Raw genomic sequence first — 26,091 nt, forward strand, 5'->3', positions numbered from 1 at the left:
GTTTCCGGAAATTCCAATGCTGTATGCCCAGGTCCACCTGACCCTGCCCGCGTGGGTGCACGAACACGTCGACGTCTCGCGTGACTACGCCGGCGACGACGCCAAGGTCGCGCTCGCGATCGATCTTTCACGCCTGAACATCGAAGCGCAGAGCGGTGGTCCGTTCGGCGCCGCCGTGTTCGGCAGCGACGATCGCATCATCGCCGTGGGCGTGAACCGGGTGATGCCCCACAGCTGCTCGGTGGCGCACGCCGAGACCATGGCCTACATGCTCGCGCAGCAGCGCCTGCAGACGCCACGGCTCAACGAGCGCGGCGGTCCGATCACCCTCGCGACGTCCTCGCAGCCCTGCTGCATGTGCTACGGCGCGACCGTCTGGGCCGGCATCGACCGGCTGCTGATCGGCGCACGCTCCGAAGACGTCGAGGCGCTGACGCCGTTCGACGAAGGCCCGCTGCCCGAAGACTGGATCGGCGCCCTCAACCAGCGCGGCATCGAGGTCGTGCGTGACCTGCGACGCGACGATGCGCGCGCGGTGCTGCGCGCCTATGGCGAAACCGACGGGGCGAAGTACTGACATGACCGACATCGATCACGACCCGACCATTGCCGGCCCGGCCGACGACGCCACCTCGCCCCTGCACGCGATCAGCGGCCTGCTCTGCTACTGCCGCCCGGGCTTCGAGCCCGACCTGGCCGCGGAGCTGACCGAGCGTGCGGCTGGTGTGCACGTCGCGGGCTACGCGCAGACCCGGCGCGGCGACGGCTACGTGCTGTTCCATTCCGACAACGGCCCGTCGCTGACCAGCGAACTGCCGTTCCGCGAGCTGATCTTCGCGCGCCAGAAGATGATGCTGCTGGCCGAACTGCGCGACCTTGACCCGACCGACCGCATCACGCCGATCTTCGAAGTGCTCGCCGGCCGCGGCCGCCACGGCGAGCTGATGGTCGAGCATCCCGAATCCGACGAAGGCAAGCAGCTCGCCGGCCTGGCGCGCAGCTTCGCCAATGCGCTGCGTCCGGCGCTGCGCAAGCGCGGCTTCCTGAGCCAGAAGGATGAAGCGCGGTTCCCGCGGCTGCATGTGTTCTTCGTGTCGGGCACGCATGCCTACATCGCCCAGTCGGTCGTCGGCGACAGCGCGCCGTGGGCGATGGGCATCCCGCGCCTGCGCACCCATGCCGATGCACCGTCGCGCTCGGCGCTGAAGCTCGAGGAAGCGTTCATGGCGCTGCTCACCGAGCGCGAGCGCAACGCGCGCATCAAGCCGGGCATGCGCGCCGTGGATCTGGGCGCTGCCCCGGGCGGTTGGACCTGGGTGCTGACACGCGAGCACATGCGCGTGGTCGCGGTCGACAACGGTCCGATGCAGGCCGATCTGATGGAGACCGGCCTGGTCGACCACCACCGGGTCGACGGGTTCCGCTACCAGCCCGTCGGCGCCGTCGACTGGCTGGTCTGCGACATGGTCGAACAGCCGCGCAAGGTCGCCGAGCGCATGGCCACCTGGTTCCGTGAAGGCTGGTGCCGCAATGCGGTCTTCAACCTCAAGCTGCCGATGAAGAAGCGCTGGCAGGAAACGCTGCTGGCACTGGACCTGTTCGCCAACAACGCCGGCGAGCACGACAACCTGGTGATCCGCGCGCGGCAGCTCTACCACGACCGCGAAGAGATCACGGTCTACGCCAGCGTCGAGTAACCCGGAACCGGAGCGCGCGTCATGGCTGCAGGCTGGATCACCGTCGTCGCCCCGTACCTGCCGGAAATCGTCCGGCTGGCGCGGCCGATCTTCACCCGGACGCCCCCGCCCCTGGTCGACCTCGGGCAGCAGCGACGCAACGACGTGATCGACGCGCAGATCACCGAACTGCAGGACGCCGCGAGCCAGAATGCCGATTCGATCGGCAAGCTCGCCGCCGACATGCAGCAGACCATCGAGGCGCTGCAGCTGGGCGCGGCGCGTGTGGAACGGCGCCTGCTGCGGGCGCAGGTCCTGGCGGTGGTCGCGACCACCGCCGCGGTGCTCGCGTTCGGCCTCGCCGCCTGGGCGCTCGCGCGCTAGAAGCGGTTGCGATACACGAGCTCGCCGGCGTCCACCTGGGAGCACGCTGCGCGCACGACGCCAGCGCGGACGTGCACAGTGGTGGCGGGCGCCGGCGGCCATCGCTGCGTTGTGACATCGCATCGCTGCTGACGCAGCCGCCACATCCGCGCGGCATACTGCGCCCGCCCTCCACTCCGGATTGATCCGCATGGCGTCCAGCCTGCTCACCCTGCTCGACGATATCGCCACCGTGCTCGACGACGTGGCCCTGATGACCAAGGTGGCCGCGCGCAAGTCCGCCGGCGTGCTCGGCGACGACCTGGCCCTCAACGCGCAGCAGGTCACCGGCGTCACGGCCGATCGCGAACTGCCGGTGGTCTGGGCGGTCGCCAAGGGCTCGGCGCGCAACAAGCTGATCCTGGTGCCGGCAGCGCTGGCGATCAGCGCCTGGCTGCCGTGGCTGGTCACGCCGCTGCTGATGGCCGGCGGCCTGTTCCTCTGCTACGAGGGCTTCGAGAAAGTGCTGCACAAGCTGCTGCACAAGGCCGAGGACGATGCCGCCAAACCGGGCCGCACGGCCGCGCTGGCGGGCGCCGATGTCGACCCGGTCGCGTTCGAGCGCGACAAGATCCGTGGCGCGGTGCGTACCGACATGATCCTCTCGGCCGAAATCATCGCGATCACCCTCGGCACCGTCGCCGGCGCCGCCTTCCTGACCCAGCTCGGCGCATTGGCGGCGATCTCCGCGCTGATGACCATCGGCGTCTACGGCCTGGTCGCGGGCATCGTCAAACTCGACGACGCCGGCCTCTATCTGAGCAAGCGTGCGTCCAGCGCGGCGCAGGCAGTCGGTCGCGGCATCCTGCGCGTCGCGCCGTGGCTGATGAAGACGCTGGCGATCGTGGGCACCGCGGCGATGTTCCTCGTCGGCGGCGGCATCCTGACCCACGGCGTGCACGACGTGCAGACCTGGATCGACGACGCCGCGAGCGGCCTGGGCGCGCTGCCGGAGATCGGCATAGTGCTCGGCGCGGTGCTGCCGACGCTGATCAACGCGGTCGTCGGCATCGTGGCCGGTGGCCTAGCAGTGGGCGTCGTCACCCTGGTGCGTCGCATGCGCGGCAAGCCGGCGACTGCGCACTGACGGCAGGCGCTCAGCAGGGCAGCACGAAGGCGCCGAGCCAGACCAGCAGGCCGGCAAGCCACATCCCGAGCATGACGGTGCACGCACTGAGCAGCCACAGCGCGCGCAGGCCCGCCCGCAGTGCGCGGGTGCGCCGCCAGGTGAGCAGCGGCGCCGCGAGTCCGATGCACAACGCAAGCGCGAGCACGGCGTAGCCGAGCGCGACGAACCCGCCCGGCTTGACCGCTTCGACCGGGCACCGGGTCATCGAGAATGCCGGCGATGCGGCGCAGGCCAACAGCGCCACGGCGGAGGCCTGCAGGGACCGGAGCAACGGTCTCAAAGCCCGGCGGCCCGCTTCCACAGCAGGTTGCGCAACGGCGGCAGCGCTTGCGCGATCCCCAGCGCGTGGCTGCGCAGCAGCACCGGCAGCAGCGCGTCGTTCGAGTACGCACGGTTGATCGATTCGAAGGCGTGCGCGGCGACCGCACTCTCGCTGCGCCGCGTGCGCGCCCAGCGCGCGAGCCGCTGCGGCGCATCCCAGCGCGCACCGCGTCGCCGCGCATCGGCGACGCTTTCGGCCAGCCCGATCACATCGCGCAGGCCGAGGTTCACGCCCTGCCCGGCCAGCGGATGCACGACGTGCGCCGCATCGCCGACCACCAACACGCGGCCCTGGACCTGCGCATCGGCCAACTGGCGCCGCAGCGGGAACGCCGCGCGCACCGACACCGGCGTCAGCGCGCCAAGCCGACCGCCGGACGCGCGCGTCAACGCATCCGCGAACGTGGCGTCGTCGAGTGCGCAGACGCGGGCCGCCTCGTCGGCGGGCAGCGTCCAGACCAGGGAGCTGCGGCCCTGCCCGACCGGCAGCAGCGCCAGCGGGCCGGTGGGCAGAAAGCGCTGCCACGCGGTGTCGCGATGCGGCTCGCCGCTGTCGACGTAGCCGACCACGCCCGCCTGCGCGTAGTCGTGTGCGCGCGCGCCGATGCCGGCGAGCGTGCGCAGCGTCGAGGCCGCACCGTCCGCCGCGATCGCCAGACGGGCTTCGATCCGGCTTCCCGCATCGAGCCGCAGGGTCACGCCATCGGCGTCCTGCTCCAGCGCATCGACCTGGGCCGGCGCACGCACGTCGACGCCGGCCGAGGCCAGCCGCGCCCACAGCCGGTCGACCAGCAGGCCGTGCTCGACGATCCAGCCGAGCTCGCGCATGCCGAGCTGATCGGCGTCGAACACGAGTTCGCTGCCCCCGCCCGCATCCCAGACCTGCATGCGCCGGTAGGGATGGGCGCGCGCGGCGCGGACCGCGTCCCAGGCACCGGCCGCACGCAGCAGGCCGGCACTGTCGGGGGCGAACGCGTACACGCGCAAATCGGGGTGCGCCGTCGACCACGCCGCCGGCACGCGCGACTCGACCAGCACCACGTCGAGATCCTCCGCCGCCAGCGCCAGCGCGCACGCGGCGCCGACCACGCCGCCGCCGACGATCACCACATCGCGTCGCTCGCGTCGGCTCATGCGCCCGCTCCACGGCACAGCGCCGGCACGTCGCCGCGGTAGCCCATCGCGCCGCCGGCGAGCATGGCCTGCAGTGCAGAATCCTGATCGATCGCCAGCAGCCCGAGGCTGCGCAGCGGTCGCAGCAGCCGCGCGGGGTTCGAGGTGACGCGAGCCAAGCCGTCGGAGAATGCGAGCGTGCGCGTGCGGTCTTCCCGACGACGCGCAACGTGGCGCTCGAGCACGCCGGGGGCGCCCGGATCGACCGCGCCGGCGATGCATTCGGCTAGCGTGAGCGCATCGCGCAGACCGAGATTGAAGCCCTGCGCACCGATCGGATGCAGGCTCTGCGCCGCATTGCCCACCAGCACGGCGCGCGTGTCGATGCAGCGCCCGGCGACGACGCGCCGCGCCGGATGGCGACTGCGCGGACCGACCGACACGAACCGTCCCGCGCGCCAGCCGAAGCTCATCTGCACGCGTGCGAGGAAGGCCGCATCGTCGAGTGCGGCAACCGCCTCGGCGTCGTCGCTGGCCACGCCGTGGACCAGACCGTAATGCCGGTCGCCGCGCGGCAGCAGCGCCGTGGGTCCGGTATCGGTCAGGCGCTCGAACGCACGACCATCCGGTGCACGCGCCGCACGCAGGCGGGCGATGAACAGGGTCTGCGCGTAGTCGTGGATGTCCGCGCCAATGCCCAGCGCGCCGCGCACCGCGCTGTCGGCCCCGTCGGCGCCGACCACGAGCCGTGCGCGCACGCGGACGTCGCCGTCCGGGCCGTCCAGCCGGACCACGCGGCAACCGTCCTCGATCCCCTCGAAGCCGGCAAAGCGTGCCGGCCGGTAGCGGACCAGTCGCGGCAGTTCCGCCAGCCGCGCTTCCAGCGCCTGGCCGAAATCGCGCGCGACCACGACCTGCCCGAAGGTCTCGCGTCCGTAATCGGCCGCAGCCAGCGTCACCCGGCCGAAATCGCCGGCGCGGCTGACATGGATCTCGCGGATCGGACCGCCCGGCGCGCGCAGCTTCTGCAGAACGCCGAGCGCGGTCAGCGCGTTGACCGTGGCCTCGGCGAAGCTGAGATTGCGCTCGTCGAAAACCGCGGGCATCGCGCCCGCCGGCGTGGCCTCGACCAGCGCGGCATCGACGCCCGCGCGGTCCAGCGCGATGGCGAGACAGGCGCCGACCAGACCACCGCCGACGATGAGGACCGGATGCACCGGTGCTGGAGAGGTTTCGACCATGCCGGTGATGATACGCGCCGCCTCCTGCGCCCCGGGTCGCCGCTCCGTTAGAATGCGCCCTCGACCTGATGCTGTACCGGAGCCCTGCGATGACCGTCACCGCCCGCCGCGCCACGATTTTCGCCCTGCTGGCCGCGCTGATGGCCGCGACTCGGCTGCATCATTTCGGGGCCGTCCCGGACGCGTCGTGGGCCGTGTTCTTCATCGGCGGTTTCTATCTGGCCCGCTGGCAGCGCTGGGCGTTTCCGGCGCTGATGGTGCTGGCCGTCGCGGTCGACTGGTTCGTCATCACCAGCCAGGGCCTGTCGTTCTGGCAGCACTACTGCGTGTCGCCGGCCTACTGGTGCCTGGTGCCGGCCTATTTCGCGCTGTGGGCCGGTGGCGGCCTGCTGCGTCGACGTCTGTCGGCCTCCGCGCCGGTCGCGATCGGCCAGCTGATCGTTGCGCTCGTGGCCTCGGTCGCGCTCTGCCATCTGCTGGCGCAGGGCAGCTTCTACTGGATCAGCGCCTCGGTGGCCGATCCGACCCTCGCGGGCTGGTGGAAGAACTACAGCGACTGGCTGCTGCCCTACCTGCGCGTCGCCGCGCTGTACGTCGGCGCCACCGCGATGGCCCACGTGCTGCTGACGCGCGTGCTGCCGAAGCCCGCGACCGCCGGCCGCCCGCTGCGCGCCGACTGACGTCGCGCCGATGGGCAACCGGCTCTCGAAGATCTACACCCGCACCGGCGACGACGGTTCGACCGGTCTGGGCGACGGCGCGCGCGTGGGCAAGGATTCGCTGCGGGTCACCGCCTACGGCACGGTCGACGAGGCCAACTCGACGATCGGCCTGCTGCTGGCCGCCGACGTGCCCGACGACATCCGGGATCTGCTGACGACCGTGCAGCACCAGCTGTTCGATCTCGGCGGCGAGCTGTGCATTCCCGGCCACGCCGCGATCGAGGACGCCGATATCGAGCGACTCGAGCAGCAGCTCGACCGGTACAACGACGATCTGCCACCGCTGAAGGATTTCATCCTGCCCGGTGGCGGCGAAGCAGCCGCGCGCTGCCACATCGCCCGCACGGTGGTGCGCCGCGCCGAACGCGAGTCGGTCGCGCTGTCGCGGGTCGAGGACGTGCGTCCGCAGGCCGTGCACTATCTGAATCGCCTGTCGGACCTGCTGTTCGTGCTCGCCCGGGTACTGGCGCGCGCCAGCGGCCACGGCGAAGTGCTGTGGCACCACACGCGGCGACGCTGAGCGATGCACCATCCGGTCGGCTTCGGCGGTGGTGACCTGCGGCGGGTACCGGTGTTCTCGCACCCGAGCCTGCTCGACCACGACACCGGCCCAGGCCATGCCGAACGCCCGGAACGCCTGGCTGCGGTCATCGAGGCGCTGCGCACCGCGTTTCCCGATCTCGACCTGCGTCAGGCACCGCCCGCGACCCGCGGGCAACTGCTGCGTGTCCATGACGCCGCGCTGCTGGAGACGGTGCTCGATTCCCGACCGACCGGCCGCATTCCGCTCGACAGCGATACCGTGCTGTCGCCGGGTTCGGCCCAGGCCGCGCTGCATGCCGCAGGCGCCGGCGTGGCCGCGGTGGACGCGGTGCAGGGCGGCAGCGAGCGCCGCGTGTTCTGCGCCGTGCGCCCGCCCGGCCACCACGCCACGGCCGACATCGCGATGGGCTTCTGCCTGTTCAACAACATCGCCGTCGCCGCGGCGCACGCGCTCGACCGTTACGGCCTGACCCGGGTCTCGATCGTCGACTTCGACGTGCATCACGGCAACGGCACCCAGGCGATCTTCGAAGCCGAGCCGCGCGTGCAGTACGTCAGTTCGCACCAGATGCCGCTGTTTCCCGACACCGGCCGGCGCGACGAGCGCGGCGTCGGCAACATCGTCAACGTGCCGCTGGCCGCGGGCACCGGCAGCCCGCGGTTCTGCGAGGCCTGGCGCGAGCGCCTGCTGCCCGAAATCGACGCCTTCGCCCCGCAACTGCTGATGATCTCGGCCGGCTTCGACGCCCACTGGCGCGACCCGCTGGCGCAACTGCAGCTCGATGCCGAGGATTTCGGCTGGCTGACCCGCGAGCTCGTCGCGATTGCCGAACGGCACTGCGAGGGCCGGGTGGTGTCGATGCTCGAGGGCGGCTACGACCTGCAGGCACTGCGCGAAAGCAGCGTGGCCCACCTGCGCGCACTGACCGGCTGAGACGCGCCTGGGCGCGCTTGCGGCCCTAGCGGACGACGCCGGCATCGCAGGTGAACGGGATGCGGGTCGGCCGCATTGCCGCTGCCCGGTGGATCGGTCATGCTGGCGCCCGTTTTTCCCGCTGAACGGATCGACCGTGCGCACAGCTCTCCGCCTGCTTCCCCTGCCGTTCTGCATCGCGGTTTCGCTGTCCGCCCACGCCGACGACCGGCTGCGTCCGAATTACTGGGCATTGTGTCCGATCGAAGACGCCGTCCCCGCGTTCGTCGACGCACAGGCCCCCGTCGGCACGGTCGAGGACCGCGAACGCCAGCCCACCGACATCGACGGCGACGCCTTCGACGGCCTGGCCGGTATCGACAGCGATTTCACCGGCAACGTCAGCGGCAATGTGACCCTGCGCCGCGGCGACCAGTTCCTCGGCACCGACGACCTGCAGTTCTCGCAGGACGATGGCACCTTCGTCGCCGACGGCAACGTGCGCTACCAGGACCGCGGCATGCGTGTCGTGGCCGACCGCGTGGAAGGCGACACCATCGCCGAGTCCTACCGCATGGACAGCGTGCAGTACCAGCTGACCGCGCGTCGCGGCAACGGCGGCGCCGACCACATCCGCATGGACGGCACCGTCGGCGCCCTGCTCGGCTCCACCTATTCGACCTGTCCGCCCAGCGACCGCTGGTGGGAGCTGAAGGCCGGCCAGATCGACATCGACACCGACATGGGCATGGGCACCGCGCGCAGCGCGACCCTGCGCGTGGGCAAGGTGCCGGTGCTGTACGTCCCGTGGTTCCGCTTCCCGATCGACGAGCGCCGCCTGTCGGGTCTCCTGTTTCCGCGTATCTCGCAGTCGGGTCGCAATGGGTTCGACTACAGCCAGCCGATCTATCTCAACCTGGCACCGAATTACGACATGACGCTCGAACCGCGCTGGATGAGCAAGCGCGGCGTGGGCCTGGCGACGGAGTTCCGGTATCTCAACGAAGGCGGCAAGGGCGAATTCGACTTCAACGTCCTGCCGTCAGACGGCCTCACGCGTGACGACCGGGAACTGGAACTGATCGAAGTTCCAATCGCCGAGAATCGGCGCAAAGACGACCGTTTCCTGCTGAGCTACGCAGGGCAGCAGGCCGTGACCGGAAGCTGGCAGGCGCGCGCGAACCTGACCTACATGAGCGATCCCCGGTATCTCGAGGATTTCAGCAACAACATCGATGGCATTTCCAGCACATCGACGCGCAGTACGTTGGGCGTATTCGGCCGGGGCCTGTACTGGAACGCCGCTATCGGTGCCGACTACTACCAGCTGACGGACTACACGCTCAACGAAAGCAGGCTGGCGTATCACAGGCTGCCCTATGCGCAGGTCAGCTGGGACCAGCCCATCGGCCGGCTGTTCGTCGCCGGTCTGGACGCTGAGGCGACGAAGTTCAGTCACCTGGATTCGACCGCCCGCCCGGGTGGCGCCCGCGTCGACATCAAACCGTACATCAGCATGCCGCTGGAGGGCGCGAGCTGGTTCGTGCGTCCCACGGTCGCGTGGCGTTATACGGGCTACGATCTGTCCAACGAACTTGCCGCGCAGGTCGCCCGCACCAACGGCCGGGGCACTCCCAATGAGTCGCCCAGCCGAAACCTGCCGATCGCCTCGGTCGACGCCGGCCTCTTTTTCGACCGCAACACCCGTTTCCGCGGTGAGGATTTCCTGCATACGCTCGAGCCGCGGGTGTTCTTCCTGCATACCCCGTTCCGGGACCAGTCCGATCTGCCCGTGTTCGACACGCGGGATCTGACTTTCAGCTGGGGCCAGCTGTTCCGCGACAACCGGTTCTCAGGGGCCGATCGTCAGGCGGATGCGAACCAGATCACGCTGGCCACGAGCACCCGCCTGATCCGCGAATCCGATGGCATGGAAAAACTGTCGGCCAGCGTCGGACAGATCTTCTATCTCGACGACTCGCGGGTCTCGCTGCCCAACCGGTCGCCAATCGAACGCGGGCGCTCGGCGTGGGTGGCGGACACGACCTATGCGGTGAACGACCGCTGGACGGTCGGCGCCAGCTACCAGTGGGACCCCAAGAGCCGTCAGGAAGATCTGGCCAGTCTGCGAACGCGTTACCTCATCGGTGACGAAGGCATCGCCAACTTCTCCTATCGAAGCCGCGGCGACCTGATCGAGCAGGTGGATCTGTCGTTCCTGTATCCGATCTCGCCGGCGTGGAGCGTCATTGGCCGCTACTACTACTCGCTGACGGACAACCGGCTGCTCGAAAGCATTGCCGGCTTCCAGTGGGACAGCTGTTGCCTCGCGGCCCGCGTGGTGGCGCGCCGCTACCTGCGCAACCGCCAGGGCGAGCTGAACAACGCCATCATGTTCGAACTTGAACTGAAGGGTCTGGGCTCGGCCGGACCCAACACGGAAGACCGTTTGCGCCGTGCTATTCTCGGTTATTACCGCGATGACCTCTATCTCGTGCCGCCGTCGGAGCTGCGTAACAGCGACGATGATGAGACCCTGACCCCCGGCCTGAGCCAATGAAGACACTGATCTATTCCCTCGCGGCCGCGGCCGCGCTGTTCGTATCGACTGCGCACGCGCAGGACCTCCAGCCGCTCGACCGCATCGCTGCGGTCGTCGACGAGGACGTGATCCTGGCCAGCGAACTCGAGCGCGCCGTGGCCAATATCCGTGGCCAGTACGCGACCCGCCAGGACCAGCTGCCGCCCCAGGAAATCCTCGAGCGCCAGGTGCTCGAACGCCTGATCACGATGCGCCTGCAGACCGCGAACGCGCAGCGGACCGGCGTGCGCATCAGCGATCAGGAAGTCGATCAGGCGGTCGCCGCGATCGCCCAGCAGAACAATTTTTCCATCGACCAGCTGCGCCAGCAGCTGGCGGGTGACGGCATGTCGTTCGACGACTTCCGGACATCACTACGCGAAGAGCTGATGATCCAGCGCATGCGCCAGCGCTTCGCCCAGACCCGCATTTCGGTCAGCGACGCGGAAGTCGATGCGGCGCTGTCGGCCGCGGCGACCGGTGCGCAGTACCGTCTGGCCCACATCCTGGTGGCGCTGCCGGAAGGCGCGACGCCGGAGCAGATCCAGACCGGCCAGCAGAAGGTCGACGGCATCAAGTCCCTGCTCGATCGCAACGAGATGGAATTCTCGGCGGCTGCCGTGCGCTACTCCGACAGCCCGAATGCGCTGGAAGGCGGCGACCTGGGCTGGCGTCGTGCGGACGAGATCCCGTCCGCGTTCGCCGCCGCGGTCACCGGCCTGCAGCCCGGCCAGACGATCGGCCCGATCCGTGGCCCGAGCGGATTCCAGATCCTGCAGCTGGTCGACCGCCGCGAGGCCGCGCAGTCGGCCGATGCCGGGTCGGTCACCGAGTTCCAGGCCCGCCACATCCTGATCCGCAGCACGCCCGGGGACGACGCCGCTGCCAAGGGTCGCGCCGACAGCCTGCGCGCCCGTCTGGCAGGCGGCGCCGATTTCGCCGAAGTCGCGCGCGAGAACTCCGAGGACAACGCGACCAAGGCCACGGGTGGCGAGCTCGGCTGGTTCACCCAGGACGAGTTCGGCCCGGACTTCGGCAGCCAGGTCGCCGCCATCGGCGATGGCGACGTGTCCCAGCCGTTCCGCACCCAGGCCGGCTGGCACATCGTGCAGCGCCAGGCCACGCGCCAGAGTGCCGGCAACGACAACAACCGCCGCGCCCAGGCGCGCGAGGCCATCGGCCAGCGCAAGCTCGAGGACGAGTGGGACCGCTACGTGCGCGAACTGCGCGGCGAAGCGTACGTCAGCGTGCGCGTCGGTCCGAACCGCGATCCCGAGATCGGCAGCGGCGGCTGAGATGCGCCCTGTCCGGCTGGCGCTGGTCCCGGGCGAACCGGCCGGCGTCGGACCGGAACTCTGCGTGCGTGCCGCGTGGCGTGACTGGGGCTGTGATCTCGTCGCCATCGGCGATCGTGCCACCCTCCAGCGCGCCGCCGTTGCGATCGACCTGTCGATCGCCTTCACCGATGCCGAAGCCGTCGACGCGCCGCCCGGCACACTGCGACTGATCGAACTGCCGCATGCCACGGCCACCACGTTCGGCAGTCCCGATCCCCGCAATGCACGCAGCGTGCTCGACGGCCTGCTGCACGCCGCTGCGGGCTGCCGCGATGGCCGCTTCGATGGGATGGTGACCGGGCCCGTGCACAAGGCGGCGATCAATGCCGGCGGCGTGCCCTATACCGGCACCACCGAACTGCTGGCGCAGGACGCCGGCTGCGATGTGGTCATGATGCTGGCCAATCCGACGCTGCGCGTCGCGCTCGCGACCACGCATCTGCCGCTCCGGGCCGTGCCCGACGCGATCACCGCGCCGCTGCTCGAACGCGTGATCCGCATTCTCGACACCGCGCTGCGCACGGATTTCGGCATCGCCGCACCGCGTATCGCCGTGCTCGGCCTCAACCCGCATGCAGGCGAAGCCGGGCACCTGGGACACGAGGAGATCGAGACCGTCACACCGGTGCTCGAACGCCTGCGCGCACGCGGCCTGCTGCTCGAAGGTCCACTTCCGGCAGACACCGCGTTCCTGCCCGCGCGTCTGGCCAATGCCGACGCCGTGCTCGCGATGTATCACGACCAGGGCCTGCCGGTGCTCAAGTACAGCGGCTTCGAGTCCGCGGTGAACCTCACGCTCGGCCTTCCGTATCCACGTGTCGCCGTGGATCACGGCACTGCGCTGGAACTCGCCGGCACGGGCCGCGCCGATCCGTCGAGCCTGTTCGCTGCGATCGAACAGTGCACCGCACTCGGCCGCAACCGCAGGTCTGCTGCGTGAGCACGGACGCCGCGATCGGCTGGGACGACTTCATGCGCGTCGACCTGCGGGTGGGCCGCGTGGTGTCGGCTGAACCGTTCCCGGAAGCGCGACGCCCCGCCTACATTCTCCAGGTCGATTTCGGCCCCGAGCTCGGCGTGCGCAAGGCAAGCGCGCAGATCACCGCGCACTACACGCCCGAAACGCTGCTCGGCCGGCTCGTGGTCGGCGTGGTCAATTTTCCGCCCAAGCAGATCGGCCCGCTGATGTCGGAATGCCTGGTCACCGGCTTCCACGATGTCGACGGCCACGTGCGCCTGTGCCTGCCCGACGGCGACGTCGCACCCGGCACCCGCCTGCTGTGATCTCCCTCTCCATACATCCTGGCTTGACCACACGATGATGCGTTCCCCTGCCGCGCCCGGCGCGTTCTCCGAGCCGCCGAAGAAATCCCTCGGCCAGAACTTCCTGCACGAGCGCGGCGTTGTGGAGCGCATCGTGCTCGCGGTCAATCCGCAGCCCGGCGAGCGACTGGTCGAGATCGGCCCCGGCCAGGGGGCGATGACTTTTCCCCTGCTCAAGCGTCACGGCGCGCTGACCGCGATCGAGTTCGACCGCGACCTGCTCGAACCGCTGACCCTCCAGGCCGCCGCGCACGGCGCGCTCGAACTCATCCACGCGAACGTGCTTGACGTCGACTTCACCGCGCTCGCCGGCGATGCGTCGATCCGGCTGGTCGGCAACCTGCCCTACAACCTGTCGTCGCCGATCCTGTTCCACGCGCTCGACCATGCGGCGGTCATCACCGACATGCACTTCATGCTGCAGAAGGAAGTCGTCGAGCGCATGGCATCGGGCCCCGGCAGCAAGGTCTACGGCCGGCTCAGCGTGATGCTGCAGGCCTACTGCGAGGTCACGATGCTGTTCGTCGTCGGTCCCGGCGCGTTCCGGCCGCCACCGAAGGTGGATTCGGCCGTGGTGCGTCTCAGGCCGCGTGCGCCCGGTAGCGTCGGCATCGATGATCCGCGCCGTTTCTCCGACATCGTGCGCGCCGCGTTCGGCCAGCGCCGCAAGACGCTGCGCAATGCACTGTCGAGCGTGATGGAGAGTGACGCGATCGCGGCCGCCGGCATCGATCCGCAGCTGCGTGCCGAACAGCTCGCAGTCGCCGATTTCGTACGTCTGGCGAATCATCCGGTAACTGCGTAGTCGATGCATTCATGGCCTGCGGATACACTGTCTCCAGCATGGACGAGACCGCCGACTACACCCTCGAGATCCAGATCGCGACGCGCTTCCTCGACGAGGAATCGACGCCCGACGACGATCGCTACGTGTTCGCCTACACGATCCGCATCCGCAACACCGGGCGCCTGCCCGCGCAGCTGATGGCCCGCCACTGGTTCATCACCGACGCCAACGGCCGCACCGAGGAAGTGCATGGCGACGGTGTGGTCGGCGAGCAGCCGCGTCTGGAACCCGGCGAAGCCTTCACCTATACCTCCGGCGCGGTGCTCTCGACCGCGGTGGGCACGATGGAAGGCTCCTACGACATGGTCGGCGACGACGGCGCGCAGTTCGACGCGCCGATCCCGCCGTTCACGCTCTCCATTCCGCGAACCCTGCACTGATGGCGGTCTGGGCGATCGGCGATCTGCAGGGCTGCTATGGCCCCACGCAGCGACTGCTGGAGGCGATCCGCTTCGATCCGGCGGTCGACCGTCTGTGGTTCTGCGGCGATCTGGTCAACCGCGGCGGCGAATCGGTCGAGACCCTGCGGCTGGTGCATTCGCTGCGCGACAACGTCGTCAGCGTGCTGGGCAACCACGACCTGTCGCTGCTGGCGATCGCCGAGCGGCGCGAGGAAGACCAGCGCAAGGTCAATGCCGACCTGCAGGGCGTGCTGTTCGCGCACGACCGCGATGTGCTGCTCGACTGGCTGCGCACCTGTCCCCTGCTGCACGTCGACCGCGAACTCGGCTGGATGATGCTGCACGCCGGCCTCGCGCCGCGCTGGGATGTCGAGCTCGCGCAGCGCCATGCACGCGAGATCGAGCACAAGCTGCGCGGTCCGGGCTACAAGAAGCTGCTGCGCAACATGTACGGCGATCGCCCCGCGTGGTCGCCGAACCTCACCGGCTACGACCGCGACCGCGCGATCATCAACGTGTTCACGCGCATGCGCTACTGCTCCCCGCGCGGCCGCATCGCGTTCGAGGAGAAGGGCACGCCCGGCACCCAGCAGCCCGGCATCTACCCCTGGTTCGAAGTGCCGGGGCGCGCCGAGCGCGATCTGAAGATCGTCTGCGGCCACTGGTCGACGCTGGGTCTGTTCCTCGGCATGGGCGTGCATGCACTCGACACGGGCGCGGTGTGGGGCGGCACCCTCACCGCGCTCCAGCTCGACGCCGACACCCTGCGCCTGGTGCAGGTACCCGGCCGTGACGTGTCCGGCCTGCCACCGCGGAAGATCCAGGCCTGACGCCGATGCGGGCACCGGCGCGGCTCGCACTGCTGCTCCTGCTCTCCTGCGTTGCCATGCAGGCGGCCGCGATGCCGGCGCTGGTCGACGCCGCGCGCGCCCAGGTGGGCGTCACCGTCCGCTACGACCCCGCATACGTGCGTCTGTCCTATCCGGGCGGCGACGTGCCCGAAGACCGCGGCGTCTGCACCGATGTCATCGTGCGCGCGCTGCGCACACAGGGACTGGATCTGCAGCGCGCGGTCCACGAGGACATGCGCACCGCGTTCGCCGCATACCCGCGTGACTGGGGCGCCCGGGCGCCCGATCGCAACATCGACCACCGGCGCGTGCCCAACCAGATGCGCTGGTTCGAGCGGCAGGGCTGGCAACGCGCGATCAGCGACAGGCCGGCGGACTACCGGCCGGGCGACATCGTCGCCTGGCGTCTGCGCAGCGGCCTGCTCCACATCGGCATCGTGTCGGATCGCCGCAGCACGGCGGGCACGCCGCTGATCCTGCACAACATCGCCCGCGGCACGCGCGAAGAGGATCTGCTGTTCGCGCATCCGGTGATCGGCCGATACCGGCCGGACCTGCCCGCCGCCCGCACGGCGCGCTGATCAGGCGCGTCGGTACTCGACGAAGGCGAAGGCGTGCGCATGACGCGCATCGGCGGCATGTGCGGTGCGCGAGATCTCCTGCCACGTCGCCGCATCCCAGGCCGGGAAGAACGCGTCCGCACCTTCGACCACCGTGTCGACGTGGGTCAACTGCAGGACGTCCGCACACGGCAGCGCGAGCGCGTAGATCTCACCGCCTCCGATGACGCAGAGCTCGGTCGCGTCCTGCGCCTTCGCCGCTGCGATCGCCGCCTCGAGCGTCGCGACGGCCTGCATGCCATCGAACGGCGCACGCCCGCTGCGGGTCAACACCAGGTTGGTCCGTCCGGGCAGCGCGCGCCCCAGCGACTCCGCCGTGCGGCGCCCCATCACGATCGGCCTGCCGACCGTGAGTGTCTTGAAGTGGCGGAAATCGTCGGGCAGGTGCCAGGGCATGGCATTGCCGCGGCCGATCGCGCGCTGGCGATCGAGCGCGGCGACGAGCACCAGGGCGGGACGGCTCATCGTGCGTCCAGCGCATCGCGCAGGCGTCCACCGGACGCGAATTCCCAGTCACCGCCGAGCTCGACGTCGTCGACGCGCCACTGCGCGTTCTCGCAACGCATCAGCGCATGATCGCGCCAGCGCGTTTCAGCCTCGCCGGCATAGCGCATCCCGACCGCGACGCGCGTCGGCGCGGCAGGATCGGCCTCTGCCGACAGCACGGCGGTCGGGCCTTCGAACAGGCTGGTGAACAGGCTGCCCTCGATGAAGGACGGCTTGTCGTCGGGGGACGCCGCGATCTCGGCCTGCTGGCGGACGCGCGCATGCGCGATCGAAGCCTGCATGCCGGACGACAGCAGCGGACCGAGCGTGCGCATCGCCTCGGCCGACGGCAGCCCGCGCGGATTCAACGTGACGACCTGCCGGAAGAACGTCTCCGCGGCATCGACAGGCGATGCGCCGGCGCACGCTGCGGGTGCGGTCGCCACCGCGTTCCCGCGCGCCGCCATCTGCTGGCAACCCGCAGCGGCCAGCGATACGACGAGCGCCAACGTGATGCGCGCGATGGTCATACCGCGATCGGCGCCTTGATGGCAGGCGCGGGGTCGTAGCCCTCGATCGTGATGTCCTCGAAGCGGAACCCGAACAGATCGGTGACGTCCGGATTGAGCCGCAAGGTCGGCAGCGCGCGCGGCGTGCGGGTCAGCTGTTCGCGCGCCTGGTCATAGTGGTTCGAATACAGATGCGCATCGCCCAGCGTGTGCACGAAATCGCCGACGCCCAGCCCGCAGACCTGCGCCACCATGTGGGTCAGCAGCGCGTAGCTGGCGATGTTGAACGGCACACCGAGGAAGATGTCGCCGCTGCGCTGGTAGAGCTGGCAGCTGAGCTTGCCGTCGACGACATAGAACTGGAACAGCGCGTGACACGGCATCAGCGCCATCTCCGACAACTCGCCGACGTTCCAGGCGCTGACCACCAGACGACGCGAATCGGGATTGCGGCGGATCTCGTCGACCAGCCATTGCATCTGGTCGATGGTGCGGCCGTCGGCCGTCGTCCAGCGCCGCCATTGTTTGCCGTAGACCGGACCCAGTTCGCCATCGGCGTCGGCCCACTCGTCCCAGATGCTGACCTTGTGCTCGCGCAGATAGGCGATGTTGGTGTCGCCCTGCAGGAACCACAGCAGCTCGTGGATGATCGAGCGCCGGTGCAGCTTCTTGGTCGTCACCAGCGGGAAACCGGCGTTGAGGTCGTAGCGCATCTGCCAGCCGAACACGCTGCGCGTGCCGGTGCCGGTGCGGTCGGACTTCTCCGCGCCGTGCTCGAGTACGTGTTGCAGCAGATCGAGGTACTGCTTCATCGCGATCTCCGGATCATGCAAAGCGACTCGCGTCGCTTATTTCGTGTCGACGCTTGCCGCGGGCGGCACCGCCTGCAGGGTCGGCGCACTGCGCGACTTCCACAGCAGGAACAGGCCCAGCGCGATCAGCGGCAGCGACAGTACCTGCCCCATCGTCAGCCAGCCGAACGCCAGATAGCCGAGCTCGGCATCGGGCACGCGCACGAACTCGACGATGAAGCGGAACACGCCGTACAGCAGCGCGAACAGGCCGGACACCGCATAACGCGGCCGCGGCTTGCGCGAGAACCACCACAGCACCGTGAACATCACCAGGCCCTCGAGAAACGCCTGGTAGAGCTGCGACGGATGCCGCGCGAACTGGTCCAGCGCACCGGTTGCGAACTCGCTCTGCAGGCGCTCTGCCGACCAGCCGCGGAAGGCGGGATCGGTCGGGAACACCACGCCCCAGCCTGCCTGCGTGTACTTGCCCCACAGTTCCGCGCCGATGTAGTTGCCGAGTCGGCCGAAGCCGAGCCCCGGCGGCACCCACGGCGCGACGAAATCCATGACGTCGAAGAAGTGCAGGCCTTGCCGGCGCGTCCACCACCAGGCCGCGACCAGCACGCCGAGCAGGCCGCCGTGGAAACTCATGCCGCCGTCCCAGACCTTGAACAGCATCAGCGGGTTCTGCAGCAGGTCGCCGAAGGCATAGAACAGGACGTAGCCGATGCGGCCGCCGAGGATCACGCCGAGAATGCCGTAGAACAGCAGGTCGCCGAACTGCTCGACATTCACGCCCGGCAGGCGTCCGGCACGGATGCGGCTGCGACCAAGCAACCAGGCGACGCCGAAGGCCAGCAGGTACATCACGCCGTACCAGTGCACCGACGGATGGAACGCGCCGAGCTGCGGCAGCTGGACGGCGATCGGATCGATCTGGTGGAGGATGGTCATCGGATCAGCGCGGCAGTGGATGGGTCGGCTCGTCCACGGGCGGCGTCGACGCGCCGCGCACCCGCATCGCGTTGCGCTTGGCCCACAGGTTCAGCAGCTCGACGGCAGCCGAGAACCCCATCGAACCGTAGATGTAGCCCTTCGGGATGTGCACCCCGAAACCGTCCAGCAGCAGATACATGCCGATCAGCACGATGAAGGTCAGCGCCAGCATCTTGACCGTCGGATTGGCGTCGATGAACTTGCCCAGCGGCTGTGCCGCCAGCAGCATCACCGCCACCGCCAGCAGGATCGCGCAGACCATCACCGGCACGTAGTCGCCGGCCATGCCGACCGCCGCGATCACCGAGTCCAGCGAGAACACGATGTCGATGACCGCGATCTGCGCGATGACTGCGCCGAACGACGCAGTCGCCTTGCCGACCGTGCCGTGCGCTTCGCCGTCCTCGCCCTTGAGCTGCTCGCGGATCTCCATCGCGCCCTTCACGATCAGAAACAGGCCGCCGAGAATCAGCACCAGGTCGCGCACCGAGATGCCACGCCCGAACAGTTCGAACAGCGGCTCGGTCAGACCCGCCAGCCACGCCAGCATCAGCAGCAGGCCGATCCGCGTGATGCAGGCTACGGCGATGCCGAACTTGCGCGCGAACTCGCGCTGCTCGACCGGCAGCTTGGACACCGCGATCGAGATGAAGACCAGATTGTCGATGCCGAGCACGATCTCGATCGCACTGAGCGTGATCAGCAGGATCCAGACCTGCGGGTCGGTGAGCAATTCCATCATCGGTGACACATCCTCATTGAGATTCGATCGGCGTGGCGACCGGCCGCCGCTGCGCTCACATCCAGCGCGGCAGCAGGATCAGGCCCCACACCACCAGTACATGGACCATCGTGACGAACACCGCAGCCGAGCCCATGTCCTTGGCCCGGCCCGCGAGTTCGTGGAATTCAGCGCCGTAGCGCTCGATCACCGCTTCGATCGCAGAGTTCAGCAGCTCCACGGCGAGCACCAGCAGGCAGCTGCCGAGCAGTAGCGCCCGTTCGACACCGCTGTCGCCCAGCCACAGTGCCAGGGGCGCGAGCACCACCAGCAGGTAGACCTCGAGCCTGAACGACGACTCGTGCAGCCAGGCCGCACGCAGACCCTGGCAGGACCAGACCGTCGCCTGGAGCATGCGCCCGAACCCACGGGGGCGATGACCGATCCCGTCCGCCACGACTCAACGCGCCCGTCGAACGACATGTCGCGCGATGCGCGCCACACTGCGGCCGTACACGGGCCGCGGAACAGTCGATGACATGGAAGGCGGGGCCGTGGGGCAGTCGCGGTGCGGCAATTCTGACACATCACCCGCGGAGCGACCGCCTCACCGGTTTGCATTGACGGGCGGCGGCTGCTTGACTGGCCGGCGGATCTTCGTGGAGCAGCCCATGCGTTTCATCCCGTTCTTACATCGCGGTCGGACCCTGTGCGCCGCCGCGCTGCTCGTCGCCGGTGTGCTGGCAGGCTGCGCCACCGGCGGTGGCGTGACCGCCGACCTGGATCCGGTGTCGTCGCCGGCATGGGCCACCGACATGGCGCGCTTCGCCGCGGAGGACGCCGCGACGCCGCCTCCCGGACGCCCCATCGTCTTCACCGGCAGCTCCTCGGTGCGGATGTGGACGACGCTGGCCGCGGATTTTCCGGAAGTCGCCGTGCTCAATCGCGGGTTCGGCGGCTCCCAGGTGCGGGACGCCGTGTGGTACGCCGACGAGATCGCCCTGCGCTACCGGCCGCGGCAGATCGTGCTCTATGCCGGCGACAACGACATCGCCGAAGGGCGCTCGGCCGCGCAGGTCCTCGCCGACACGCAGGCCTTCGTCACCCGCATCCGAGCGACCCTGCCGGGCACGCCGATCGCCCTGCTGGGCATCAAGCCCAGCCCCTCGCGCGCGAATCTGCTGGACGTGCAGCGCGCTGCGAACGATGCGCTGCGCGACTGGGCGGCGACCCAGCGCAACATCGCCTACATCGACGTGTTCACGCCGATGCTCGATGCGGACGGCGTACCGCGCGAAGACCTGTTCATCGCCGACCGCCTGCACATGAACGCCGCAGGCTATGCGATGTGGCGCGACATCATCGGGCCCTACCTGCTCCGTTGACGGCATGACCCGATGATGCGGGCGGGGTCCCGCGTCCGGACCCTGCCGCCATCGTGCGGCAAGGAGACGTGTGCGTTGCACATTCGACACGGACCTGCGACCTGACTCCCCTAACAGCGCGGCAGATCTTTGTCGATTCTGCGTGATGCGAACGATTTTTGATGGAGGGCGCCCTCGGGCGCCCTTTTTTTTCCGCGGATTCTATTGCTGCCGCAGTGCGTCGATCGGATCGAGCTCCGAGGCTTTGCGCGCCGGGTAGTAACCGAAGAACAGACCGGTCGCGACCGAAAAACCTGCAGCCAGCAGCACGATCTGGCTGTTGAGCGCGGTCGGCAGATCGCTGAAGCGGCCCACCAGCAACGCACCGCCGACGCCGATCGCGATCCCCAGCACGCCGCCGCCGAGCGACAGCAGCATCGCTTCGGCGAGGAACTGGCGACGCACATCGCGTGGCCCGGCGCCGACCGCCATGCGCAGGCCGATCTCACGGATCCGCTCGGTCACCGACACCAGCATGATGTTCATGATGCCGATCCCGCCGACGATCAGCGAGATCGTCGCGACCGCGCCGAGCAGTAGCGACATCAGACGCGTGGTCGCGGTCCGCGTCGCGACGATCTCGGAGATGTTGCGCACGCTGAAGTCGTCCTCCGCGCCCGGCGCGATGCGGTGACGTTGCCGCAGCAGCGCTTCCACCTCGCCCTGCACATACGGCAGATCGTCGGCATTGCCGACCGTCAACGCGATCTGCATCACCGCGCCGGCCGGCATGCCCATTGCGCCGAGCAGACGCCGGCGCCCGGTTTCGAGCGGCACCATCATCACGTCGTCCTGGTCCTGGCCGAAGCCGCCCTGTCCTTTCGAATTCAGCACGCCGACGACCACGAAGGGCGTGCGGCCGATGCGCACAGTCTGGCCTACGCCGCTGTCCTCGCCGAACAGTTCGCGCCGCACGGTTTCGCCGATGATCACGTTCTTGCCGGCGCCGCTGTAATCCTGCGGTTCGAAACCCGACCCGTCGACGATCGTCCAGCCGTTGATCTCGAAGAAGTCCGGCTGTACGCCCTGCCAGCTGCTCGCCCAGTTCTTCTCGGCGAACACGATCTGGCTGTTGCCGCGCAGCGAACCCGAGACCAACTGCACTTCGGGAATCTCGCCGCGGATCGCTTCGGCGTCGCCCTCGTTCAACGTGAAGAAACTACTGCCGGCCTGACGCGCGCCGCCCGGCGTGCGCCGCGAGCCCGGCGAGATGTCGAGCCGCTGCGAACCTAGACCCGACACCATGCGGTCGATCTCGCCCTGCGTGCCCTGCCCTACCGACACCATGACGATGACCGCCGCGATGCCGATGATCACGCCGAGCGACGTCAGCGCGCTGCGCATCCAGTTGCCCCGCAACGCGAAGATCGCGGTGCGCAGGACGTCAAGATAGGTCATGTCGCGGCTCCGGAGTGCGCATGCGCGCGGGTGTCGTAGGGGCCTTCCTCGTGCAGTTCGCCGTCGCGCATGACGAAGGTGCGATCAGCGTGCGCGGCGACGTCGGGATCGTGGGTGATCAGCACCACGGTGTGGCCGTCGTCGCGCAGCCGCTTGAAGAGGCCGAGGATCTCCTCACCGGTCCTGGTGTCGAGCGCGCCGGTCGGTTCGTCGGCCAGCAGCACCGGTGGCCGGTTGATCAGCGCGCGCGCGATCGCCACGCGCTGCTGCTGCCCGCCCGAGAGTTCGCTGGGGCGATGGCTGCCGCGATTCTCCAGACCGACCGAGGCCAGGGCTTCGCGCGCGCGTTCCGCGCGTTCCTCGTTCGGCACCCGCGCGTAACCGAGGGGCATGGCGACGTTCTCGAGTGCGGTCATCCGCGGCAACAGGTTGAAGCCCTGGAACACGAAGCCGATCTTGTCGCGGCGCAGTTCGGCCAACTGCTCGCGATCGAGCGTCGCGACGTCGATGCCGTCGCACAGGTACTGCCCGCCGGTCGGCGTGTCGAGGCAGCCGACGAGATTCATCAGCGTCGACTTGCCCGAGCCCGACGGGCCCATGATCGCGACGAACTCGCCGTGCGCGATCGACATGTCCACACCCTTGAGCGCGACGACTTCGGCCTCGGTGCCGGCCGAATAGATCTTCTCCAGGCCGCGGGTCTCGATGACCGGGGGCCGGGGGCCGGACTGCGGCGCAACGACGGTCGCGCTCATCGGGCCGCCGCGCGCTCGCCGGTGACGATCAGGTCGCCTTCCGATAGGCCGCCCGAGGCCTCGGTCATGCTGCCGTCGCTGGCGCCCAGACGCACCGGCACTGCTTCCCGGCGCCCGTCGACCAGCCGGTAGACGGTGACGCGGGTCGCGCCGACGGTCGATGCCAGCGTCCGGTTCCACTGCGCGCGCTGGTTCGCGTCGAGCGTTGCAGTGAAGCCGGCGAAGGTCTGCTGGAAGCGGTCCATCATCCGCTGGCGGATCTGCGCCTGGACGCTCGGATCCGCACCGCCGCCGCCCTGCGCCACGCCCGGCGGCGGTCCGCCACCAGCGCTGCCGCGTCGTGTGCCGCCTGCATTGCCGGCACGCGGCGCCTGCGAGCGCTCGCGCATCGTCGCGAGCGCGCTGTCGAACGCGGCCTGCTGGGGCGCGGTGAGCTGCATGGCCGCGGCGGCCGCCGCCAGATCGTCGGCCAGCCCGCCGCCACGCGGCGCGCTGCCAACGTCGGGACGCTCGGCTGCGGCGATGTCGGCGGCATCCGCCGGGCGATAGCGCAGCGCCGCGTTGGCGATCTTCAACACGTTCTCGCGGTTGCTGACTTCGATCTCGGCATTGACGGTCAGACCCGGCAGCAGGGTGCTGTCGGCGTTGTCGACCGCGACGACCACCGGATACGTCACCACGTTGTTGGTCGTCGTCGCCGCCAGCCGCACCTGCTCGACGGTGCCGTTGAAGCGGCGGTCGTTGAAGGCGTCGGCGGTGAAGGTCACGGTCTGGCCCACCTGCACCTGCCCGATGTCGGCTTCGTCCACCGCGAGTTCGATGCGCATCTTGCGCAGGTCCTCGGCGATGGTGAACAGCTCGGGCGCCTGCAGGCTGGCTGCCACCGTCTGTCCGGGCTCGATCGAGCGGGTCAGGATGGTGCCGTCGACCGGCGAGCGGATCACGGTGCGCTCCATATTGATCCGCGAAGTCCGCGTCGACGCGGTCTGCTGCACGATCTGCGCCTGCGCGGAGGTCGCCTGCGCCTTCGCCTGGTCGAGCGCGGCGCGCGCCAGATCGACGTCGCTGCGGGCCACCAGCTGCTCGCCGGCGAGCGACGACTTGCGCTCGTAGTCGAGCTGCGCGTTACGCAGGGTCGCCTGGGCCTGCGTCAGCGAGGCACGCGCGCTGTTGACCTGCGCCGCGCCCTGTTCGATCTGCGCCTGGAAGGTCGCCGGGTCGATGCGCGCGAGTACCTGGCCCTGCTCGACCGGATCGTTGAAGTCGACCAGCACCTCGGTGATCTGGCCGGACACCTGGCTGCCGACGACGACCGTCGAAGTCGCGCTGAGCGTGCCGGTGGCCGAGATCACCACCCGGATGTCGCCGCGCTCCACCGGCGTCGTCCGCCACGCGTCCTCTGCGCCGGCTGCGCTGCGCTGGGACCAGAACCACGCACCGGCGGCAACGACGACGGCGATCACGATGACGGGCGCGAACCGCGACAGCGCGCGGCGACGGGGCTTGGGACGGGTCGACATGGATGCGGTCTTGATGGGCAACTGGAGACGCTAACGCATCGCACGGCGCGGAGTTGACCGCGCTCCGGAATTTTTTGAATACGCGGTGCGATCCGCCGACATCGGGTCGGCGACGATTCAGACCAGACGATCGCCCAGCACGATGGTGACCGTCGTGCCTTCGTCGGGCGTGCTGTCGAGCGCCACGGGCCAGCCGAAACGCGTGCCCAGGCGTCGCACGATCGACAGGCCGATGCCCTTGCCGGACTGCGAGAACGGATCGGCGCGGTAGAACGGGTCGTAGACACGCTTGAGCACGTCGGGAGTCATGCCGATGCCGGTGTCGCGGACGATGATGCGGTCGTGCTCGATCACGACCTCGACGCCACCGGCTTCGGTGAAGGCCCAGCCGTTGCGCAGCAGATGCCCGATCATGACCCCGAGTACGCGCGGCGGCGCGTCGAGGCGCGGCCGGGCCTGGATATCGAGCGTCAACGTCAGCTGCTTACCGTCGAACAGCGGCCGCACCTTGTCGAGTTCCTCCTCGACCACCTCGACCACGTCGAAGATCTCGCTCTGCGGCATCACGCCCCGCTCGCGCGCCAGCACCAGCAGCGCATCGATCACCGCCTCCATGTCCTGCGTGGCGCGCCGGATGCGCAGCAGCGGACGTTGCTGGTGCGGCGGCGTGGTGGGATCGGCCGCGATCATGTCGCTGGCGACGCGGATCACGGTGAGCGGCGTGCGCAGTTCGTGGCTGGCATCGCGGGTGAACTCACGCTCGCGCCGGACGAATGCGCCGATGCGATCGCCGAGCCCGTGCAGCGCACTGGTCAGCGCGCGCGCCTCGCGGCCGGCGTCGTCCTGCGTGGTGAGGGCCGCGGGCACGCCGTCGTCGTCGTCGGACGGATTCCAGCGACCGACCTCGTCGGCGAGCCGGTGGATCGGCAGGACCATGCGTTTGGAGGTGCGATAGGTCATCCACGAGACGACGAACATCGTCGCCATCATCAGCAGTGCAAGACCGCCGGCGGCCAGTGCGAGAATGCGATCGAACAGCGACAGCGACGCGGCCAGGTACAGGGTACCGGCCTCGCGCCGCTCCACCAGCAGCACACCCTCGGTGTCGCGCCTGGGCGAGAACCCTTCCGGCGCGCCCTTGAACCACAGCAGATTGGCGACCGCGCGGTCGCCACCGATGATCGCCTGCAGCTCACCGCCCCCGGCAGGCACGAAATACCCCTGCAGGTTGACGCCGAACGGCGGCGGATACGACGCATCGGTGGCCTTGGCCTGCCACCAGGCATCGGCTTCGGCCTGCAGCCACTGCCGCGCGACGACCTCGCGCCCGATGAAGGCCGCGGTCATCACACAGACGATCAGCGTCATTCCGGCGATCACCGCCTGGAACGTGAACGCATCACGGATGCGGTTGGGCAGCCCCTGGGGCATGGTCGGACGTCGCGTC

Annotated in this window: 29 protein-coding genes; 16 read left to right on the plus strand and 13 right to left on the minus strand. The window is 69.3% G+C overall.

Annotated elements, in window-relative coordinates:
• The first annotated feature begins 16 nt into the window (after positions 1 to 16).
• From CURTO8I2_RS07545 to CURTO8I2_RS07560, 4 genes are all read left to right on the plus strand, one after another.
• Positions 17 to 577, plus strand: coding sequence for a nucleoside deaminase (locus CURTO8I2_RS07545; RefSeq protein ID WP_159680006.1), 561 nt, complete (start codon positions 17 to 19; stop codon positions 575 to 577).
• Positions 578 to 647: 70 nt separating this feature from the next.
• Positions 648 to 1,697 (plus strand): 23S rRNA (cytidine(2498)-2'-O)-methyltransferase RlmM, encoded by a 1,050-nt coding sequence (rlmM, locus tag CURTO8I2_RS07550; protein ID WP_159681597.1) that lies wholly within the window; start codon positions 648 to 650, stop codon positions 1,695 to 1,697.
• Between the two features lie 21 nt (positions 1,698 to 1,718).
• Positions 1,719 to 2,060, plus strand: a complete 342-nt coding sequence (locus CURTO8I2_RS07555; protein WP_159680008.1) for a hypothetical protein — start codon at positions 1,719 to 1,721, stop codon at positions 2,058 to 2,060.
• A gap of 190 nt (positions 2,061 to 2,250) precedes the next feature.
• Positions 2,251 to 3,186 (plus strand): DUF808 domain-containing protein, encoded by a 936-nt coding sequence (locus tag CURTO8I2_RS07560; protein ID WP_159680010.1) that lies wholly within the window; start codon positions 2,251 to 2,253, stop codon positions 3,184 to 3,186.
• A 10-nt stretch (positions 3,187 to 3,196) separates the two neighbouring features.
• On the opposite strand, the gene CURTO8I2_RS07565 is transcribed toward CURTO8I2_RS07560, so the two are convergent.
• From CURTO8I2_RS07565 to ubiH, 3 genes are read right to left on the minus strand one after another with little or no spacing between them, the layout of a single operon-like run.
• The gene (locus tag CURTO8I2_RS07565) at positions 3,197 to 3,499 is read right to left on the minus strand and encodes a hypothetical protein (protein ID WP_159680012.1); all 303 of its coding nucleotides are present in this window, start codon (positions 3,497 to 3,499) and stop codon (positions 3,197 to 3,199) included.
• 5 nt (positions 3,500 to 3,504) lie between these two features.
• Positions 3,505 to 4,683 (minus strand): FAD-dependent oxidoreductase, encoded by a 1,179-nt coding sequence (locus tag CURTO8I2_RS07570; RefSeq protein WP_159680014.1) that lies wholly within the window; start codon positions 4,681 to 4,683, stop codon positions 3,505 to 3,507.
• Positions 4,680 to 5,903, minus strand: coding sequence for a 2-octaprenyl-6-methoxyphenyl hydroxylase (gene ubiH / locus CURTO8I2_RS07575; RefSeq protein ID WP_159680016.1), 1,224 nt, complete (start codon positions 5,901 to 5,903; stop codon positions 4,680 to 4,682). The genes CURTO8I2_RS07570 and ubiH overlap by 4 nt, the downstream gene beginning before the upstream one ends.
• Before the next feature lie 89 nt (positions 5,904 to 5,992).
• Here ubiH and CURTO8I2_RS07580 point away from each other — a divergent pair, with 89 nt between their 5' ends.
• The 11 genes from CURTO8I2_RS07580 to CURTO8I2_RS07630 all read left to right on the plus strand — a co-directional run bounded on the left by CURTO8I2_RS07580 (position 5,993) and on the right by CURTO8I2_RS07630 (position 16,002).
• The gene (locus CURTO8I2_RS07580) at positions 5,993 to 6,583 is read left to right on the plus strand and encodes a hypothetical protein (RefSeq protein ID WP_159680018.1); all 591 of its coding nucleotides are present in this window, start codon (positions 5,993 to 5,995) and stop codon (positions 6,581 to 6,583) included.
• Positions 6,584 to 6,593: 10 nt separating this feature from the next.
• The gene (locus tag CURTO8I2_RS07585) at positions 6,594 to 7,145 is read left to right on the plus strand and encodes a cob(I)yrinic acid a,c-diamide adenosyltransferase (protein WP_159680020.1); all 552 of its coding nucleotides are present in this window, start codon (positions 6,594 to 6,596) and stop codon (positions 7,143 to 7,145) included.
• Between the two features lie 3 nt (positions 7,146 to 7,148).
• A complete protein-coding gene (locus CURTO8I2_RS07590) occupies positions 7,149 to 8,102 on the plus strand; it encodes a histone deacetylase family protein (RefSeq protein WP_159680022.1) in 954 nt (317 codons plus the stop codon).
• 136 nt (positions 8,103 to 8,238) lie between these two features.
• Complete coding sequence (gene lptD, locus CURTO8I2_RS07595) at positions 8,239 to 10,641, plus strand: LPS-assembly protein LptD (protein WP_159680024.1); 2,403 nt, start codon at positions 8,239 to 8,241, stop codon at positions 10,639 to 10,641.
• Positions 10,638 to 11,957 carry a peptidylprolyl isomerase gene (locus CURTO8I2_RS07600; protein ID WP_159680026.1) on the plus strand — a complete coding sequence of 440 codons (1,320 nt, stop codon included), beginning with the start codon at positions 10,638 to 10,640 and terminating at the stop codon, positions 11,955 to 11,957. Before lptD ends, CURTO8I2_RS07600 begins: the two co-directional genes overlap by 4 nt.
• A gap of 1 nt (position 11,958) precedes the next feature.
• A complete protein-coding gene (gene pdxA, locus CURTO8I2_RS07605) occupies positions 11,959 to 12,939 on the plus strand; it encodes a 4-hydroxythreonine-4-phosphate dehydrogenase PdxA (protein WP_159680028.1) in 981 nt (326 codons plus the stop codon).
• A 14-nt stretch (positions 12,940 to 12,953) separates the two neighbouring features.
• On the plus strand, positions 12,954 to 13,283 hold the full coding sequence (locus tag CURTO8I2_RS07610; protein ID WP_255475804.1) for a tRNA-binding protein: 330 nt from the start codon (positions 12,954 to 12,956) through the stop codon (positions 13,281 to 13,283).
• Between the two features lie 37 nt (positions 13,284 to 13,320).
• Positions 13,321 to 14,127, plus strand: a complete 807-nt coding sequence (gene rsmA, locus CURTO8I2_RS07615; RefSeq protein WP_159681599.1) for a 16S rRNA (adenine(1518)-N(6)/adenine(1519)-N(6))-dimethyltransferase RsmA — start codon at positions 13,321 to 13,323, stop codon at positions 14,125 to 14,127.
• 38 nt (positions 14,128 to 14,165) lie between these two features.
• Entirely contained in the window at positions 14,166 to 14,549 is a 384-nt protein-coding gene (gene apaG, locus CURTO8I2_RS07620; RefSeq protein WP_159680030.1) for a Co2+/Mg2+ efflux protein ApaG, read from the plus strand.
• A complete protein-coding gene (locus tag CURTO8I2_RS07625) occupies positions 14,549 to 15,400 on the plus strand; it encodes a symmetrical bis(5'-nucleosyl)-tetraphosphatase (protein WP_159680032.1) in 852 nt (283 codons plus the stop codon). The genes apaG and CURTO8I2_RS07625 overlap by 1 nt, the downstream gene beginning before the upstream one ends.
• A gap of 56 nt (positions 15,401 to 15,456) precedes the next feature.
• Entirely contained in the window at positions 15,457 to 16,002 is a 546-nt protein-coding gene (locus tag CURTO8I2_RS07630; RefSeq protein WP_236551128.1) for a DUF1287 domain-containing protein, read from the plus strand.
• On the opposite strand, the gene CURTO8I2_RS07635 is transcribed toward CURTO8I2_RS07630, so the two are convergent.
• Genes CURTO8I2_RS07635 through CURTO8I2_RS07660 form a run of 6 tightly spaced genes read right to left on the minus strand, consistent with a single transcriptional unit; the run spans position 16,003 to position 20,004 of the window.
• On the minus strand, positions 16,003 to 16,506 hold the full coding sequence (locus CURTO8I2_RS07635; protein ID WP_201295490.1) for a dihydrofolate reductase: 504 nt from the start codon (positions 16,504 to 16,506) through the stop codon (positions 16,003 to 16,005).
• On the minus strand, positions 16,503 to 17,057 hold the full coding sequence (locus CURTO8I2_RS07640) for a hypothetical protein (RefSeq protein WP_159680035.1): 555 nt from the start codon (positions 17,055 to 17,057) through the stop codon (positions 16,503 to 16,505). The genes CURTO8I2_RS07635 and CURTO8I2_RS07640 overlap by 4 nt, the downstream gene beginning before the upstream one ends.
• Positions 17,054 to 17,848 carry a thymidylate synthase gene (locus CURTO8I2_RS07645; RefSeq protein WP_159680037.1) on the minus strand — a complete coding sequence of 265 codons (795 nt, stop codon included), beginning with the start codon at positions 17,846 to 17,848 and terminating at the stop codon, positions 17,054 to 17,056. The genes CURTO8I2_RS07640 and CURTO8I2_RS07645 overlap by 4 nt, the downstream gene beginning before the upstream one ends.
• A gap of 36 nt (positions 17,849 to 17,884) precedes the next feature.
• Positions 17,885 to 18,784 (minus strand): prolipoprotein diacylglyceryl transferase, encoded by a 900-nt coding sequence (gene lgt, locus CURTO8I2_RS07650; protein WP_159680038.1) that lies wholly within the window; start codon positions 18,782 to 18,784, stop codon positions 17,885 to 17,887.
• Between the two features lie 4 nt (positions 18,785 to 18,788).
• Positions 18,789 to 19,565, minus strand: a complete 777-nt coding sequence (locus CURTO8I2_RS07655; RefSeq protein WP_236551032.1) for a TerC family protein — start codon at positions 19,563 to 19,565, stop codon at positions 18,789 to 18,791.
• Between the two features lie 58 nt (positions 19,566 to 19,623).
• Positions 19,624 to 20,004, minus strand: a complete 381-nt coding sequence (locus CURTO8I2_RS07660; protein WP_159680041.1) for a diacylglycerol kinase — start codon at positions 20,002 to 20,004, stop codon at positions 19,624 to 19,626.
• Between the two features lie 214 nt (positions 20,005 to 20,218).
• On the opposite strand from CURTO8I2_RS07660, the gene CURTO8I2_RS07665 reads away from it, so the two are divergent.
• Positions 20,219 to 20,932 (plus strand): SGNH/GDSL hydrolase family protein, encoded by a 714-nt coding sequence (locus CURTO8I2_RS07665; protein WP_159680043.1) that lies wholly within the window; start codon positions 20,219 to 20,221, stop codon positions 20,930 to 20,932.
• 201 nt (positions 20,933 to 21,133) lie between these two features.
• Here the strand turns inward: CURTO8I2_RS07665 and CURTO8I2_RS07670 are convergent, their stop codons facing one another.
• From CURTO8I2_RS07670 to CURTO8I2_RS07685, 4 genes are all read right to left on the minus strand, one after another.
• Positions 21,134 to 22,369, minus strand: coding sequence for an ABC transporter permease (locus CURTO8I2_RS07670; protein ID WP_159680044.1), 1,236 nt, complete (start codon positions 22,367 to 22,369; stop codon positions 21,134 to 21,136).
• Positions 22,366 to 23,124, minus strand: a complete 759-nt coding sequence (locus CURTO8I2_RS07675) for an ABC transporter ATP-binding protein (protein WP_159680046.1) — start codon at positions 23,122 to 23,124, stop codon at positions 22,366 to 22,368. Before CURTO8I2_RS07675 ends, CURTO8I2_RS07670 begins: the two co-directional genes overlap by 4 nt.
• Positions 23,121 to 24,644 carry an efflux RND transporter periplasmic adaptor subunit gene (locus CURTO8I2_RS07680; protein WP_159680047.1) on the minus strand — a complete coding sequence of 508 codons (1,524 nt, stop codon included), beginning with the start codon at positions 24,642 to 24,644 and terminating at the stop codon, positions 23,121 to 23,123. The genes CURTO8I2_RS07675 and CURTO8I2_RS07680 overlap by 4 nt, the downstream gene beginning before the upstream one ends.
• Before the next feature lie 117 nt (positions 24,645 to 24,761).
• Positions 24,762 to 26,075 (minus strand): HAMP domain-containing sensor histidine kinase, encoded by a 1,314-nt coding sequence (locus CURTO8I2_RS07685; protein WP_159680049.1) that lies wholly within the window; start codon positions 26,073 to 26,075, stop codon positions 24,762 to 24,764.
• Positions 26,076 to 26,091: the final 16 nt, after the last annotated feature.

Source organism: Luteimonas sp. 9C, assembly GCF_902506295.1.
GTDB lineage: Bacteria > Pseudomonadota > Gammaproteobacteria > Xanthomonadales > Xanthomonadaceae > Luteimonas.

Bases quoted from the DNA above. Each gene is read 5' to 3' on its own strand.
- CURTO8I2_RS07545 (WP_159680006.1), top strand. From the start codon at position 17: ATGCTGTATGCCCAGGTCCACCTGACCCTGCCCGCGTGGGTGCACGAA.
- CURTO8I2_RS07555 (WP_159680008.1), top strand. From the start codon at position 1,719: ATGGCTGCAGGCTGGATCACCGTCGTCGCCCCGTACCTGCCGGAAATC.
- CURTO8I2_RS07560 (WP_159680010.1), top strand. From the start codon at position 2,251: ATGGCGTCCAGCCTGCTCACCCTGCTCGACGATATCGCCACCGTGCTC.
- CURTO8I2_RS07570 (WP_159680014.1), bottom strand. From the start codon at position 4,683: ATGAGCCGACGCGAGCGACGCGATGTGGTGATCGTCGGCGGCGGCGTG.
- ubiH (WP_159680016.1), bottom strand. From the start codon at position 5,903: ATGGTCGAAACCTCTCCAGCACCGGTGCATCCGGTCCTCATCGTCGGC.
- CURTO8I2_RS07580 (WP_159680018.1), top strand. From the start codon at position 5,993: ATGACCGTCACCGCCCGCCGCGCCACGATTTTCGCCCTGCTGGCCGCG.
- CURTO8I2_RS07585 (WP_159680020.1), top strand. From the start codon at position 6,594: ATGGGCAACCGGCTCTCGAAGATCTACACCCGCACCGGCGACGACGGT.
- CURTO8I2_RS07590 (WP_159680022.1), top strand. From the start codon at position 7,149: ATGCACCATCCGGTCGGCTTCGGCGGTGGTGACCTGCGGCGGGTACCG.
- CURTO8I2_RS07600 (WP_159680026.1), top strand. From the start codon at position 10,638: ATGAAGACACTGATCTATTCCCTCGCGGCCGCGGCCGCGCTGTTCGTA.
- pdxA (WP_159680028.1), top strand. From the start codon at position 11,959: ATGCGCCCTGTCCGGCTGGCGCTGGTCCCGGGCGAACCGGCCGGCGTC.
- rsmA (WP_159681599.1), top strand. From the start codon at position 13,321: ATGCGTTCCCCTGCCGCGCCCGGCGCGTTCTCCGAGCCGCCGAAGAAA.
- apaG (WP_159680030.1), top strand. From the start codon at position 14,166: ATGGACGAGACCGCCGACTACACCCTCGAGATCCAGATCGCGACGCGC.
- CURTO8I2_RS07625 (WP_159680032.1), top strand. From the start codon at position 14,549: ATGGCGGTCTGGGCGATCGGCGATCTGCAGGGCTGCTATGGCCCCACG.
- CURTO8I2_RS07630 (WP_236551128.1), top strand. From the start codon at position 15,457: ATGCAGGCGGCCGCGATGCCGGCGCTGGTCGACGCCGCGCGCGCCCAG.
- CURTO8I2_RS07635 (WP_201295490.1), bottom strand. From the start codon at position 16,506: ATGAGCCGTCCCGCCCTGGTGCTCGTCGCCGCGCTCGATCGCCAGCGC.
- CURTO8I2_RS07640 (WP_159680035.1), bottom strand. From the start codon at position 17,057: ATGACCATCGCGCGCATCACGTTGGCGCTCGTCGTATCGCTGGCCGCT.
- CURTO8I2_RS07645 (WP_159680037.1), bottom strand. From the start codon at position 17,848: ATGAAGCAGTACCTCGATCTGCTGCAACACGTACTCGAGCACGGCGCG.
- lgt (WP_159680038.1), bottom strand. From the start codon at position 18,784: ATGACCATCCTCCACCAGATCGATCCGATCGCCGTCCAGCTGCCGCAG.
- CURTO8I2_RS07655 (WP_236551032.1), bottom strand. From the start codon at position 19,565: ATGGAATTGCTCACCGACCCGCAGGTCTGGATCCTGCTGATCACGCTC.
- CURTO8I2_RS07665 (WP_159680043.1), top strand. From the start codon at position 20,219: ATGCGTTTCATCCCGTTCTTACATCGCGGTCGGACCCTGTGCGCCGCC.
- CURTO8I2_RS07670 (WP_159680044.1), bottom strand. From the start codon at position 22,369: ATGACCTATCTTGACGTCCTGCGCACCGCGATCTTCGCGTTGCGGGGC.
- CURTO8I2_RS07675 (WP_159680046.1), bottom strand. From the start codon at position 23,124: ATGAGCGCGACCGTCGTTGCGCCGCAGTCCGGCCCCCGGCCCCCGGTC.
- CURTO8I2_RS07680 (WP_159680047.1), bottom strand. From the start codon at position 24,644: ATGTCGACCCGTCCCAAGCCCCGTCGCCGCGCGCTGTCGCGGTTCGCG.
- CURTO8I2_RS07685 (WP_159680049.1), bottom strand. From the start codon at position 26,075: ATGCCCCAGGGGCTGCCCAACCGCATCCGTGATGCGTTCACGTTCCAG.